This window comes from Shewanella sp. ALD9 (assembly GCF_002836315.1).
Taxonomy (GTDB): Bacteria; Pseudomonadota; Gammaproteobacteria; order Enterobacterales; family Shewanellaceae; genus Shewanella.
The window spans coordinates 424,984-439,089 of sequence record NZ_PJCD01000001.1; the positions used below are offsets into that span (position 1 = coordinate 424,984).

General features: G+C 42.7%; 12 protein-coding genes. 5 read left to right on the forward strand and 7 right to left on the reverse strand.

The annotated features are described in order from the left end of the window. Window positions 1-57: 57 nt before the first annotated feature. Together CXF88_RS01985 and CXF88_RS01990 are read right to left on the reverse strand one after the other, a co-directional pair. Window positions 58-981 carry a manganese-dependent inorganic pyrophosphatase gene (locus CXF88_RS01985; protein ID WP_101085104.1) on the reverse strand — a complete coding sequence of 308 codons (924 nt, stop codon included), beginning with the start codon at window positions 979-981 and terminating at the stop codon, window positions 58-60. A gap of 372 nt (window positions 982-1,353) precedes the next feature. After that, the gene (locus CXF88_RS01990) at window positions 1,354-1,815 is read right to left on the reverse strand and encodes a YhcH/YjgK/YiaL family protein (protein ID WP_101085105.1); all 462 of its coding nucleotides are present in this window, start codon (window positions 1,813-1,815) and stop codon (window positions 1,354-1,356) included. Between the two features lie 105 nt (window positions 1,816-1,920). On the opposite strand from CXF88_RS01990, the gene CXF88_RS01995 reads away from it, so the two are divergent. The 3 genes from CXF88_RS01995 to CXF88_RS02005 all read left to right on the forward strand — a co-directional run bounded on the left by CXF88_RS01995 (window position 1,921) and on the right by CXF88_RS02005 (window position 4,860). Further along, window positions 1,921-2,976: an alpha/beta hydrolase gene (locus CXF88_RS01995; protein ID WP_101085106.1), complete on the forward strand. Its 1,056-nt coding sequence runs from the start codon at window positions 1,921-1,923 to the stop codon at window positions 2,974-2,976. A gap of 213 nt (window positions 2,977-3,189) precedes the next feature. After that, entirely contained in the window at window positions 3,190-3,768 is a 579-nt protein-coding gene (locus tag CXF88_RS02000; protein WP_101085107.1) for an LON peptidase substrate-binding domain-containing protein, read from the forward strand. A 111-nt stretch (window positions 3,769-3,879) separates the two neighbouring features. Continuing rightward, window positions 3,880-4,860 carry a pseudouridine synthase gene (locus tag CXF88_RS02005; RefSeq protein ID WP_101085108.1) on the forward strand — a complete coding sequence of 327 codons (981 nt, stop codon included), beginning with the start codon at window positions 3,880-3,882 and terminating at the stop codon, window positions 4,858-4,860. A gap of 94 nt (window positions 4,861-4,954) precedes the next feature. Here CXF88_RS02005 and CXF88_RS02010 read toward each other — a convergent pair whose 3' ends face one another. From CXF88_RS02010 to metJ, 5 genes are all read right to left on the reverse strand, one after another. Next, window positions 4,955-6,349 carry a tetrathionate reductase family octaheme c-type cytochrome gene (locus tag CXF88_RS02010; protein ID WP_101085109.1) on the reverse strand — a complete coding sequence of 465 codons (1,395 nt, stop codon included), beginning with the start codon at window positions 6,347-6,349 and terminating at the stop codon, window positions 4,955-4,957. A gap of 62 nt (window positions 6,350-6,411) precedes the next feature. After that, complete coding sequence (locus CXF88_RS02015; protein ID WP_101085110.1) at window positions 6,412-8,124, reverse strand: DUF3373 domain-containing protein; 1,713 nt, start codon at window positions 8,122-8,124, stop codon at window positions 6,412-6,414. Between the two features lie 148 nt (window positions 8,125-8,272). Beyond that, window positions 8,273-8,602, reverse strand: a complete 330-nt coding sequence (locus tag CXF88_RS02020; RefSeq protein WP_101085111.1) for a cytochrome c — start codon at window positions 8,600-8,602, stop codon at window positions 8,273-8,275. Window positions 8,603-8,958: 356 nt separating this feature from the next. Then, window positions 8,959-9,699, reverse strand: a complete 741-nt coding sequence (locus tag CXF88_RS02025; protein WP_101085112.1) for a sulfite exporter TauE/SafE family protein — start codon at window positions 9,697-9,699, stop codon at window positions 8,959-8,961. 75 nt (window positions 9,700-9,774) lie between these two features. After that, entirely contained in the window at window positions 9,775-10,089 is a 315-nt protein-coding gene (gene metJ / locus CXF88_RS02030) for a met regulon transcriptional regulator MetJ (protein WP_011638970.1), read from the reverse strand. A gap of 208 nt (window positions 10,090-10,297) precedes the next feature. Between metJ and metB the strand changes: the two genes are divergently transcribed. Next, window positions 10,298-11,467 (forward strand): cystathionine gamma-synthase, encoded by a 1,170-nt coding sequence (gene metB, locus CXF88_RS02035; RefSeq protein WP_101085113.1) that lies wholly within the window; start codon window positions 10,298-10,300, stop codon window positions 11,465-11,467. A 131-nt stretch (window positions 11,468-11,598) separates the two neighbouring features. Further along, a complete protein-coding gene (locus CXF88_RS02040; RefSeq protein WP_101085114.1) occupies window positions 11,599-13,992 on the forward strand; it encodes a bifunctional aspartate kinase/homoserine dehydrogenase II in 2,394 nt (797 codons plus the stop codon). Window positions 13,993-14,106 lie beyond the last annotated feature (114 nt).

The window sequence follows — 14,106 nt, forward strand, 5'->3', positions numbered from 1 at the left end:
AAAAAAAGCTGAATCAATTGATTCAGCTTTTTCTTTATTTGAGATGTTTACAACCAGTTACTTTGCAAAGGCATCTTGCAGTGCAGGTACAACTTGTTTTTTACGGCTTAATACGCCGTCTAACCACACGCGACCATCAACGGTAGGTTTACCGTAAGCGCGCTCAGTTAAGTCTGCTGAATCAGAAACAACTAACATTTCTGAACCTTCTTTCATGATATCGGTTAGCAGCAATAATACGCTGTGACGATTGCCTTCAATTTTCAATTTAGCAATATCAGCTTCTAGGTCAGCTTTGATGTCGTCAAATACAGACAAATCGATAACTTCTAATTGGCCAATACCCACTAGGTTACCGTTCATGTTGAAGTCTTTAAAGTCACGCATAACAAGGTCACGCGCTGGCGTGCCTGCAACTGCTGATTTTACTTTAAACATGTCCATGCCGAGTTCTTTAAAGTCTTCTACACCGGCGATTTTTGCTAACGCTTCAACGCAACGGATATCGGCAGTGGTACAGGTTGGAGATTTGAAAATAACCGTGTCACTTAAGATGGCGCACATCATGATACCAGCGATGTTTGCTGGAATGTCTACTTGGTAGAAATCGAACATCATTTTAATGACGGTGTTGCTGCAACCTACTGGACGGATCCAACATTCTAGTGGAGTAGAAGTGGTTAGGTCGCCTAATTTGTGGTGGTCCACAATACCGACGATAGTCGCTTGAGCGATATCATCTGGCGCTTGAGTAATTTCTGAATGGTCAACAATATAGACTTCTTCACCAGCGTAACTGGTTTTATATTCAGGTGCTTCAAAACCAAATTTTTCTAAAATAAATGCGGTTTCTGGTGATAGCTCGCCTAAACGGGCTGCAATTGCCGGTTCATCGATTTGGTTTTTTAAATATGCTAATGCTATAGCACCACAAATTGAATCTGAATCAGGGATCTTGTGACCCACTACATACATTGCCATTGAAAGACTCTCCTATAAAGTTGCCCTGATTTTAACAAGAATTGATCTTCATCGCATTAAAAAATACCACTTCAACGGTTCAACTTACCACATGAGTGTTATCCATGATGATATGCGTGTTTAATTGACAAAAAAAGGCCCCGAGCGGAGAGTCTCGGGGCTTTTTCTATTTTACACAGGGTAAGTGCATATTTGTCTTTAGCTTGGGTATAACAATGATATTGAAGTCTGTTTCAGTGTTCTATTGAGACTATATCAAGTGCTCTGTCGAGGTGCTTCTTGTGCTCGAATTAACTTTAGCAGACTTCTATCAAATAGCGATGTCTTACTCATAACTCAGTAGTAGGACTGAGCGTTGGTCATGTTTTAAGGTTATACCCGTATCTTTATCACCACTTTGCGGACTTTTTGTGGTGTAGGGCTGGTGCCCGGCATATGGATGTCACCAGGAAAAAACAATGCAAACATGCCCGCTTTTAGCGGAATAAATGCCGCATCATCTTTGTTAGATTCATAGTCGTATTCAGCATAGTCATGCTTGTCAAAATAAGGCTTAGAAGGCGTTTGATTGGCTAACGGTAAATAGCCAAATTCTTCTTCACCGCTAACCACATACTGCACATCAATATACTGTTGATGAACTTCAAAGGGTTCGATCTCTTTAGGCTTAGTTTCATAGTCATTGACGATAACGAAAATGTCTTTTCCTTCAAGCGGATAGTTGCCCACTTCAAGCTGGCTAAAGTCGGTGTCCGCGAGATGAGCTAATGCTTTGGCTAATCTCGGGCTAAGTTGAGTGTATAGGTGGCGATTTGCTAAAGTATCAACAATCATAAAAATTCCGTAAGATAAGAACCATAAAAATATGCTAGCGTGTTAGCGCTAAAGCATACAGTTTTACAAAGATAACAGCATTACAAATATAAGAAGGATTGTACATTGCCTGCATTACGTTTACTTGCTGGACCAACGGCTTACGAACAACTAGAAGCGAATGGCTTAGATCAATCATTATTTACTCAGCTCTTTGCTGCATCAGGCGGGCCTAAGTGGCTGGCGATAGCAGGCTTAGATAAATATTTATTTAGTGAGTTTTTTCAGGGGCGCGAAGATCCTCTTTATACTATGGGCGCATCGTCGGGTGCGTGGCGTTTAGCTTGTATGGCGCAACAAGATCCATTAGCGGCTTATGAACGTTTAGAACATTTTTATATTCATCAAAATTACGAAAAAAAGCCGACGCGTGAACAAGTCAGTGCCCAAGTATTGCAAATTGTTGATGGCATTTTAGGTGAACAGCAAGGCGCGGATATTATTGCTAATCCGTTAATTCGTCATCATATGGTGGCCTGCCGTGCCCGTCATTTAAATCGCATTCATGCCAAATTTGGCTTAATGATGGGATTATCGATGGCAGCGGTAAGTAATGTCATCAATCGAAAAAGCTTAGGCTGGCACTTCGAGCGGGTTATTTTAAGCCATAAAGACGCCGCATCACCTTTTAGACGTTTGAAAGATTTGCCCACCAAACATGTCGAGTTAACTCAAGACAATATCCGTCATGGATTACTAGCGACAGGATCGATCCCGCTATTGCTTGATCCGGTAAAAGATCTGCAAGGCTCGCCAAAAGGCCATTATTACGATGGAGGCATAACCGATTATCATTTTGATATGCCATTACCCGCTGCGACAGGGTTAAGTTTGTATCCGCACTTTTATCCGTACATGAGCCCTGGTTGGTTTGATAAATCCTTGTTGTGGCGTAAAGCGAAAGCGAATTATCACAATGGATTAATTTTAGCACCGAGTAAGCAATTTATTGCAAGCTTACCGTTTAGTAAAATTCCTGACCGTGAAGACTTTAAAAATTTAGATACTGAAAGTCGAATTGCTTATTGGCAGCAAAGCGTGCAACAAAGCCAGGTATTAGCTGACGAGTTTGCTGAGATTGTCGCTTCCGGCACTATTATGGATCGTATTGAGCGTTTATAAGATCCAATAAATTGAATGTTTTTTGTACTTTTTTTGAAAGATAGTCGTATTGATTAAGGTCTATTGGAGTAGGGCGTAGCGAAAACGGGTGGTTATGTCGGTAGTAAGCATTATATTATGCTGCTTAAGTTGTTGAATAATTAACCACTGCTACACTTGTTTCATTGATTTGACTTTGGTTCAGTAACTTCACCTATGGTGTAGGAGGCTGTTATGCAAACAAAAGAAGTAGCATTACTGATTCAAGATGCAGTGCTATTACCCGGTGGACGACTTGAAATTCGAGTTGTGGCACCGAGTGATTTAGCCATGGTTGCCGATGTATTAAAAGGTCACTATGGTTTAGCATTTGCGCCATTGAAAGTGAATAGCGAACTGCCTTGTTATATTGCAGCAACCCAATGCAATATTATTGATTTCAACCAGTTAGATGATGATTCTTTAAGCATCGTTGTTGAGGGAACACAGCGTCTTAAAATTTTATCTGCGGCGCAAAAACGAGATGGTTGTTGGATTGCTCGTGCGCTCCCTTGCGCTAATTGGTGCCATGAGCCCATTGCGGGTGAGTTTGAAATTATCAGCGCCGCACTTGAACAATTTTATCAAGTGAATCCAGATTTACTGGAATTGTATTCACAAACACATTTAGAAGATGCCGCTTGGGTGAGTCAGCGTTGGTTAGAGGTTTTACCTATGTATAACCGTGATAAGCTGATTTTAGTTGAACAACCTAATTGCCATAAAACCATGGATTTTGTGCTGCAATTACTAAAATCTCACGTGGATGTATAAGCGCAATATTGTGTTATCGGTATCAAGTAATCAAGATACATTTTAAACCTAGCCTGATAAGATACCTTCTCGTTTGAACCTTACCTTCATCTTTATATAGCCAAGTTGTTTATGCCTAATTCATCAAACTACACTGCGGATCATCCTCAATCCTCTTCCCAAACACCAAGCGCTGCCATTGCCGCTCAACCTTCGTATATTGTGTTGCCGCGTGCTAATGAATTAGCAGGTAAGCAATACCACACAGTAGTTGAGTTTTTGGTCGATCATTTTAAGCAAATCGATGCCAGTGTGTGGCAGCAACGGATCAAAGATGGCAAAGTTCATTGGCAAAATGGTGAGTTAATTACCGCAGACAGTGTCTATCAAGCCACTGCCAAAGTGTATTATTACCGCGAAGTGCTGGCCGAAACGAAAGTGCCTTTTGCTGAGCTGGTGTTGTATCAAGATCTTGATACCATTGTGGTTTATAAACCGCATTTTTTACCTGTTACCCCAGGCGGAAATTACGTCAATGAATGTTTAGTGCATCGATTACGTATCGCGACTCAAATTGATACGGTCGCCCCAGCACATAGGCTCGATAAAGACACGGCTGGGGTGATGTTAATGACGCTCAATCCGCAAACACGCCATGCATATCATCAGCTATTCTTAGATGACAATATCACTAAAGATTATCAGGCCATCGCTAAATTAACGCCTAGGTTGGTGAGTGAATTAGCCGATAATACTTGTACGCTTCCTATTCATTGGACGGTTCAAAATCGTATTGTGGCGGCAAATCCAAGCTTTACCATGCAGGTGGTTGAAGGCGAGGCGAATAGTCATTCTGAAATCAGTTTAGTGGCGGTAAAAAATGGTTTTGGCTTATTTGAGTTAAGTCCGATTACCGGTAAAACTCATCAATTACGTGTACACATGCAAAGTTTAGGCATGCCGATTTTACACGACCGCTTTTATCCAGTGTTACAGCCTAAAGGGCCGGATAACTTTGATAAGCCGTTGCAGTTGTTGGCTAAACGGTTGCGCTTTACCGATCCCATCAGTGCTATTGAACAAGATTTTCAATGCCAAGGTTTAGATTTTTAGTTGGTTATTTAGCGAATAAAAAAACCGCCATCGTAAAGTCGATAGCGGTTTTTTTGTATCAGCTTATTGCTGTTGCAGTGAGCTTATCTGAGTATTAGTCAGCTTTTGTGTGTTTAATACTTTTACGATTTTTCATTGGGTCGCCATCATAACCAAGGGCTTTCCAGTCTAAACGCTCGCCTTTGTTGTGGCAGTCATTACACTGTAGTGCCTTGTCTTTTGGTGACACCATGTGGTTGATGCGCCACCACATCTCAGTTTCAACAAAACCATGCTGGCCACTGTATTTAAGTCCTTTCTCTATCATGGTTGGGTTAGCTTCCATGCCTAATTTGGCTGCTAAGTCCCAATCAAACTTATCCCAGTAGCCACCTTCACCGTACGTTTTAGGGGTTATTAGAATATTGAGTTTAGTATCATAGATTTGCTTACCCGTGTGCACTTTAAATGGGTAGATTTTAGCTTTAGGGTCGCGAATATCACCTAATGGATAAGCTAATTTAACCGTTTTAGTTGGGTCCATTTTATCGCCAGCCATATACGCATCGGCGCGGCCATTAAACCAGGCATATTGTGGTTTAACGTCTTTTTGCCAAATAAAGCTGCCTTTCTTTTTCATAAAGGTGTGCTTGCCGTATTGGTCTGTTGTTTCAGGAAGATCTTGACCTGCTTTTGACCAATCCCAACGCATTTTGGTGGGTTCATTTTTAGCAAATGATGGTATGTGACAAGTCTGACACGCTACAGTTGCTGTGTGTGTATTGAGCTTTTTATTTTTGTGAGGCGCAGCATCATGGCAATTTACACAACCAATTTTGTTTTCACCACCAGGTGATACGCCCATCGAGTTACCGGTAATTTGATGATTTTCAGTAACGTGACAAGTTTGACACTGGAAGTCATTGCCATCGGTGTCCATGTGGACATCGGTCGCTTTGTCTGGATAAGACATTGATGAGTCTAAATCGCCGTGTTTAACCGCATCACCGCCGCCACCGTAAAAGTGGCAACTGCCGCAATTGTCACGCACGGGTGCACCTACATTTTGGGCAACATTGGCTAAATTGACTCTTGCTAAGGCCTCGCCTGCGCCCGCAGGATCTTTAATGTAAGTTCCTGTGGTGTCGTGACAGACTAAGCAATCGACTTTGGTCATGTCTTTAAAGTCGAATGTAGAATCTTTCCAACCATAACCGGCATGACAACTGGTACAACGCGGTTCGTTACCCGATATCGATACACAAAAGTTGTTAATACTGTTCTTTTTACCACGCATCACTGTGCGGTCAGGTAGTTTTTGCTCTAACTCCCAAGTCCAATGTGAAGATTTCATAAACTCTTCAGCATGTTCTTTATGGCAGGTTAAGCATTGTGTCGTCACTTCAGGGCCATTAGCAAAAGGCCCTTTCAGCGCCTCTTTGTGGTTAAAGGCAGCCTGTGCGCTACTGCTTAATAACAGTAATACAGCCAGTGCTGATAATAGTTTCATGATATTTGTCCTTACCCCTGAGCTTGTGCTCAGGGGGGCCAAGTTAGAAGGTTAAGTTAGCGTTAGAAGTTAACAGTCAGTGAGGCATTGACGTCATAGGCGGTGTCAACAACGGGCAACATTGAGTACGCGCTACCGGCAATCACATCGTCAACCTTCATCGGTGCACCTACTGGTGAGCCACTTCCGGTATATTCATAGTCGTAATATAAACCGGCTAACTTGATAAACATTTTTGGATTAATATCAAAGATATAATAAGCTTCGGCAACGTGGCCGCGAGTGGCTAACTTACTGCCGATTGGGTCGTCTTGTGCTTGGGTGAAGGGACTCCAGTATTTAGAACCGTAGTTATATTCCAAACCAAATTTGCCGTATGGTGCAGGAATTTGCATGCCCACATAAATGCCGTAACCATCTTTGGTGTCGCTATCAACGGTTTCTTTTGGCACCATAATGATTTCAGTACCAGTGCTGTTCAACTCTGCTTCAAATACTGCATCGCTTAACATGCCACCGAACAAACCAGCATTGCCGTTAGGTTCAGCACGAGTCCATCCTAATGAGGCAAACATTTTCAGGTCGTCATCGGTTTCATAGGCATAACCTAGGCCACCTAAGTACATATCACCAATGACACCGCTTGGTTGTACGCGGGTGACGAAGTTAAAGTTGTCGAATTTTTGCATGTCTTGATACATGGTTGGGGCAAAGATACCCGCCAGTTGAGTAGGGAATGCCATGGTGCCCGTAAAGCCATCATTGACATCTTTAGCACCGAATAAAGTGAACTGTAAGAAATGGTTACCGTCATTAATCACGTCGATATTAAACCCGCCGAGGTGGGTATCTTTAGTGATGATGTCACCAAACAATTCGCCATTGCCGTACTGTGATTCAAAGCCTTGGCCATAGCAAAAACGTACTGTTTGGCCTTCAATACCGGTAATATCACCCAAGTTGTAACCTAAGGTCAGACCATCGAAGTTGAAATTGACTAAGTGACCTGATGGCGTGCCGCCTCTGAGTTCATTTTCACGATAATGATTTGGTGGACCGTACGTTGAAGGGCGACGTCCAATAGAAAGGTAAGTGCCACTACCATTAATGTCTTTCCAATTAAAATAGGCGCGCTCTACTTTTAACTCATCACCACTGGTGCTACCGCTACTGGTGCCGTCCATGGTGAATGAGTTCCATGAGTCGAATACTTTAACTCCAGCAGAGTCTCCCCAGCTCTTAAACATGGTTAAACGTCCTGCAAAGCTGACGTTATCCCACACTTTAGCGTCAATGTTTAGGCGTAAGCGCGTGGTGTAAAATATATCGTTATCAATGTCCTGTTGGGTTTTTTGGCCCAACAGCATTGGCATAACGCCTTGAAGCATACCGCTTTGAAACGCGCTGGCTAAATCAGGGTTTGCCATCATCATTTGGCCTAACGGTGAGGTAGCACTGTTTGGATCGCCAAATACTCCTGACATGGCTTTAGCGCCAAAGTCAGAAAAGTTAACGTTCATGGCTGGGTTCCAAGTGACGTTTTGATAATGTAATGAATGTGCTTTGGTTCTAAAATCACCCGTAATGGCTATTCTGTCTAAGGCTGTGTGACGCTCGGTTTTGTCAACTCGTGAATTTAAGTAATCAAGATCTTCATTAATAGTAGTCAGTTGTTGTTTAAGATCGGCAATCTTTTGTGCATCGGTATCTGCTGCTAGGCTTGCGCCGCTCATAAAGAGCGCGTTAGCCACTAATATTGAGATGAGAGTTCTCATGGTCTTTCTCCCCTTTATTTGCCAAATAACAAGGTCAATTTGGCAAATTTTTTGTGTCAGGATCCCTGAGGCTAAGCCTCACAGTTTTTTCGTTTGGTTTATTGGCTGATGTTTCGTTTAGAACGAAAAGATACTCAGCATTGATGATTTAGCCGCAAGTAGCTGGTTGGTCTGAATCGGCGGCGTGGTCATATAAAAACTGTTGAATATCTTTTATGTCTTTTTCTGATAAGGCTTCAAAAACGGCAGGTTTAGCTTTGTGCTTATCACGAGTAAAGAAACGATCCCATTGGCTCATGGTTTTGGTCATTGGGGTTAATTCAGGACCTTCACTGTTAGCGCTGTGGCAGGCTTTACATTCTTTTTTGTACAGGTGCTTACCTTTTTTAGGATTACCACCATCTGCGGCCATCACTTGGGTGCCAAGTGATAATGCCATAGCAACTGCGATACCAACTTTAATGTAAGTGTTCATCATTTTGTCCTCTGTCGGGCTTATTAGGGTTGTGCATTAACAGCATTTAATTATTTATTTGCTGTAAACAATGTTACCTAAAAGTGAGTAGTGTTAATTTGAAGTAGATCATATCCATGAGAAAAATCTAATTGAAAAAAAGTTAATTGAAAGAAATCTAATGAACTAGTGTGATGTGGATCTATTGCGCCAAGATGAGGATTTTGCTAGAGGAGATAAAAGTGGTTTTTTTGATACTTATTGATGGCGTTTTTAGGTGAGAAATAGACTGCTTGATAAATAGAAGGGGAAGATTTTAATCATTATTAGCGAACAAGCCCATTGATGGCTGGTTTTGTTTACAGGTACAGAATAGCTGATTAGCTCATTAACGTGTTGGTCGACATAATCACTAACACAGTGGCACTAATACTACATAACACTAAGGTGACTATGCGGGTTTTATCTTTATCAACGCGGCCAATTAATCTACCTGAGACAAGATAACCAGCAACGACTGAAGGCAATAATAGCAGTGATAGCCATAAATGCTTCACTTCAACTAAGCCGACGATGGTTAGAATAGCTAAGGCAATTAATGAGCTAAACACGAAAAAGGCAGATAATGCCGCTCTAAACTGACCTGGGTCTTGGCCTGCAAGCAAAATGGCCATTGGTGGACCACCGATAGCAGCGATATTGCCAAATATGCCTGAAAATACCCCAGCGATAAATAAACTGAGGCGATTAATAGGGGCGGTAAAGCGAAAGATGCTAAGAATAACAGCAATAAACACAATGCCTGCAATCACTAAGCCTAGTATGGCTTGTGGGGCAAACAGCAATAATCCAGCGCCTAAAAACCCCCCAGGGATCCGCCCGAGTAAGGCATATTGCAAACCATTAAATTGTAGATGACCGCGTTCTCTAAATAAGGTCATTGCAGAAATGGCAAAGCCCATAACAATAATAGGAACAGGAACTAATTGAGGATTAACAATATACAGCAGCGGGCTAGCAACAACGGCTAACCCAAAGCCAATTAAGCTTTGGGTTAGCGCGCCAAAAAACACGATAATCGATGCCAGTATCAAGGTCGTTGGATCGATAAATGACATCATAAGTTCTCTTTAAAAACATGACGACTTCTTATTAGGGTCGTTTCAAAGTCTGTGAGGTATTGACTAATCAGTGAATTATTCGAGCTCTTCCCACTCGATACCCATATCATCCATTAACTTTTTCGCTTCACTTGGAATGCTATCAGGCTGATCTTTTGATAGATCACCGTCATAAGGTAATGGTTGACCTGTGTACGCATGCAAAAATGCTTCGCATAGCAGTTCACTGTTAGTTGCATGGCGCAGATTATTTATCTGGCGACGCGTCCGCTCATCCGTCAGTACTTTTAATACTTTTAAAGGGATAGAAACCGTAATTTTTTTTACTTGTTCATTTTTTTTGCCGTGCTCGGCATATGGGCTGATATATTCGCCATTCCACTCAGTCATTAACTTACCCTTAACGATAAATACGCTGCAGATTTTAAACCGTTACAATCTCTAGTCAAATTATTGCTACTATTTAATCCCGATTGCAAATAGATTTCTTGATGTTTAGACGTCTAAACGTCTATTTAAGTTGACGGATGGGGATCTCTTAGGTAAATTTGGACGTCTAGACATCTCTTTGTGTGTTTGTGAAATTTTAGGAGTTACCATGACTAAGCATCAAAACGCCACATTGGCCGTTCGCCAAGGTATTGAAACAGACACACAACATGGTGCTATCGTGCCACCGATTTATTTATCGACCAATTATTCATTCGATGGCCACAATAATCCGCGCGAGTTTGATTACAGTCGTTCGGGTAATCCTACTCGATGTATTTTAGGTGACGCACTCGCCAAACTCGAGCAAGGTGCTACCGGCGTGGTGACATGTACCGGCATGGCGGCGATTACATTGGTGACTAGCTTACTTGGCCCAGAGGATTTATTGGTTGTGCCGCACGATTGTTATGGTGGCAGTTACCGCTTATTTACTAACTTGGCCAAAAAAGGCCAATTTAAGTTATTGGTTGTTGATCAAACTGATGCGCAAGCGCTGAGCAAAGCGATAGCTCAAAAACCGAAAATGGTGTGGTTAGAAACGCCATCGAATCCTTTATTGCGGGTGGTAGACATTAATGCCATTAGTATCGCTTGCCATGACGTTGGCGCGCTAGTGACAGTCGATAACACCTTTTTATCACCAATATTACAGCAGCCATTATTATTAGGTGCAGACATTGTGATTCACTCAACCACCAAATACATCAATGGTCATAGCGATGTGGTCGGTGGGGCTGTAGTGGCTAAAGATCCTCAAGTGGGTGAGTTGTTACATTGGTGGTCAAATACTCTTGGGCTTACGGGGTCAGCATTTGACAGTTATTTAACCCTCCGAGGCTTACGTACTTTAGCGGTACGAATTCGTGAGCATCAACGTAATGCACAAAAGATTGTTGAGTTACTCAGCGCCAGTGATGTGGTGGCCAAGGTGTATTATCCGGGTTTAAAAGACCATCCAGGTCACGAAATTGCGGCAAAACAACAACAAGGCTTTGGCGCTATGTTAAGTTTTGAGTTAATCGGCGGCGAAGCGGAAGTGGTGGCATTTTTAAAGGCGCTGTCGTTGTTTAGTGTTGCCGAAAGTTTAGGCGGAGTGGAAAGTTTAGTCGCCGTTCCGGCCACTATGACCCATAGAGCAATGGACCCACAAGCAAGGCAAGAGGCTGGTATTAAAGAGACTTTATTGAGACTATCTGTCGGTATTGAAGATGCAGATGACCTCTTGGCCGATATTCAAGCAGGCCTAGCAGCTGTTGCCGCGATAAAATCAGCTTAATTCGAGTTTAAGTTAGCTGTGGTTTCGACCAAATTGGGTAAAATAGCAAAACATGCACTTGCAACACTATTGGTTTCAAAATAGAAGTCTAGCAGTCGCAACAAAAGTCGTAGTTGTTTAAGGAGTCAGTAATGACGCGAAGTCATTTACATAAGTTTGGTGGTTCAAGTTTAGCGGATGCAGATTGCTATCGCCGTGTTGCACATATTCTACTTACGCATGGTCAGAGTGATGATTTAGTTGTGGTATCCGCCGCCGGAAAAACGACTAACTTCTTATACAAATTATTGAGCCTGCGTGACAGCGGTCAGTTGTGGCAAGAAGAGCTGCAAATTCTGATCAGTTACCAGCAGACGTTAATTGAACAATTATTATCAAACGAGCAAGCGCGTGATTTACGCGAACGTTTGTCTACCGACAAATCTCAGTTAGTCAGCTTATTATCTTTAGAGCAACGTAACGATTACCAATTAAACCAAGTGGTGAGTTTTGGTGAACGTTGGTCGGCGCGCTTAATGGCCGCTTTGTTACGAGAAATGGGCGTAGCTGCGACTCATGTCGATGCGTGCTCTATTTTGGTAGCCGATGAAGGCGCCGTACCCAATATTTTAGTGGCTGAGTCTCGTGACAAGGTACAGGCCTTATTAGCCTTGCACCCGCAAGAGCGTTTAGTGATCACCGGCTTTATATGCGCTAACCGCCACGGCGATACCTTATTGCTGGGTCGCAATGGTTCTGATTTTAGTGCCACCTTAATTGCCAGCTTAGCTGACATTGAGCGTGTGACCATTTGGACCGACGTTGAAGGGGTATTTAACGCCGACCCGAATAAAATTAATGATGCTAAATTACTCAAGAGTATGTCACTCGCAGAAGCGGATCGCTTAGCGCGCCTGGGCTCTCCTGTACTGCATTCTCGTACCTTACAGCCACTGTTTAATACTAAAGTGAGTTTAGCGGTACGCTCAAGCTATGCTTCGCACACCGACTTCACCTTAATTGCGCCACTGAGTTCATCTGCGAGTGCGCCAGTCGTGACTAACTTAAATGAAGTGGTGTTGTTTAGTTTTAAAATGAACGCAGACATTGAACCATTGTTGGCCATTTTGGATAAAGCTGGTATCACGCCGTTAGCTTATTGGTCGCTAGCACAACATAAGTTTGAGTTGGCGTTAACGCTTGAAAGCCAAAAACAAGTGCAAGCTTTGCTCACTCAATACAGCAGCGAATTTTTGATTGAAGAGTTGAGTGCCCAAACTGACTTAGGCCTAGTGGCATTAGTCAGTGCCGATGCTCATCACTTTAGACGCAGTTTTGCCCGACTACTCAGCCGTGATGCCAAACCGATTTATCAAGATGCATTAAGTTTGGTCACCTTAGTCCCGCAAGCTCAAGTGAGTTTATTGACCCAAAAAGTACATCGTCGTTGTGCTGGACCAAGAATGCGTATTGGAGTGTTATTGCTGGGAGTGGGTAACATTGGTGAGGCGTGGATTGATTTGTTTAAACGCGCCAGTCCAGCATTAGATCATGAACTCGAAGCCTCTGTTGAGCTCGTTGGTTTAGTCGGTTCGAAAAAAGCGTTAATTTCTAACGACGGAATTAACCTTGAACAATGGCAACAAGATTATCAACAGCAAGGTATTGAATGGGATTATGATCAACTGTTTGATCAATTAGCGCAGTTATCATGCGATGAAATTGTCGCCTTAGATATCAGTGCGAGTGCTGCCTTAACCTTACAATATCCCGAGCTATTTGCCCGTGGTATTCATGTGGTAAGTGCCAATAAATTAGCCGGCTCAGGGCCATTGCCATTTTATCGTGAATTAAAGCAGCAGCTGAGTAATCGCCGCTTATTTTGGCGTTATAACGCCAGTTGTGGCGCAGGTTTACCTATTCAACATGCGTTAAATGACTTACGTAATAGTGGTGACACTATTGAAGCCGTGGGTGGTATTTTCTCGGGCACGTTATGTTGGTTGTTCGAAAATTATGATGGCAGTAAGCCGTTCTCAGAATTAGTACTGCATGCTCGCAGTTTAGGCATTACTGAACCGGATCCTCGTGATGACTTATCTGGCCGCGATATGCAACGTAAGTTGTTAATCTTGGCTCGCGAGATAGGTTTAGCGGTAGAGCTAGACGATATTAGTCTTAACTCATTAGTGCCTCAAGCTTTAGCAGAGTTGTCACTAGAAGATTTTTTAACACGCATCAGTGAGTTAGACGATGATTTGTTGCAGCAGTATGTCGCTGCAGCTGAACAGAACAAGGTGCTACGTTATGTGGCTTCGCTGGATAAAGTCGAAGGTAAGTTACAGGCTGAAGTGGGTTTGCAGTGGGTTGATAATAATCATCCTTATGCGAATTTAACCCCAGGGGATAATGTGTTTGTTATTCGCAGTGCGTTTTATCAAGGTAATCCATTGATTATTCGCGGCCCAGGGGCTGGGCGTGAGGTGACTGCTGCGGCTGTGCAGTCGGATTTGGTGCATATTTGCAAAGACCTGTTGCAAGAGTAGTTTTGTTAAAAAAGACCATTATTGATGGTCTTTTTTATGTCCTCTCGGTAATGTTTTTGAGCTGGGATCTCGTTTTATGGCCTTATTGCTTTATGACCTGCGGCCAGTAACGTC

Bases quoted from the DNA above. Each gene is read 5' to 3' on its own strand.
- CXF88_RS01985 (WP_101085104.1), bottom strand. From the start codon at position 981: ATGGCAATGTATGTAGTGGGTCACAAGATCCCTGATTCAGATTCAATT.
- CXF88_RS01990 (WP_101085105.1), bottom strand. From the start codon at position 1,815: ATGATTGTTGATACTTTAGCAAATCGCCACCTATACACTCAACTTAGC.
- CXF88_RS02000 (WP_101085107.1), top strand. From the start codon at position 3,190: ATGCAAACAAAAGAAGTAGCATTACTGATTCAAGATGCAGTGCTATTA.
- CXF88_RS02005 (WP_101085108.1), top strand. From the start codon at position 3,880: ATGCCTAATTCATCAAACTACACTGCGGATCATCCTCAATCCTCTTCC.
- CXF88_RS02010 (WP_101085109.1), bottom strand. From the start codon at position 6,349: ATGAAACTATTATCAGCACTGGCTGTATTACTGTTATTAAGCAGTAGC.
- CXF88_RS02015 (WP_101085110.1), bottom strand. From the start codon at position 8,124: ATGAGAACTCTCATCTCAATATTAGTGGCTAACGCGCTCTTTATGAGC.
- CXF88_RS02020 (WP_101085111.1), bottom strand. From the start codon at position 8,602: ATGATGAACACTTACATTAAAGTTGGTATCGCAGTTGCTATGGCATTA.
- CXF88_RS02025 (WP_101085112.1), bottom strand. From the start codon at position 9,699: ATGATGTCATTTATCGATCCAACGACCTTGATACTGGCATCGATTATC.
- metJ (WP_011638970.1), bottom strand. From the start codon at position 10,089: ATGACTGAGTGGAATGGCGAATATATCAGCCCATATGCCGAGCACGGC.
- metB (WP_101085113.1), top strand. From the start codon at position 10,298: ATGACTAAGCATCAAAACGCCACATTGGCCGTTCGCCAAGGTATTGAA.
- CXF88_RS02040 (WP_101085114.1), top strand. From the start codon at position 11,599: ATGACGCGAAGTCATTTACATAAGTTTGGTGGTTCAAGTTTAGCGGAT.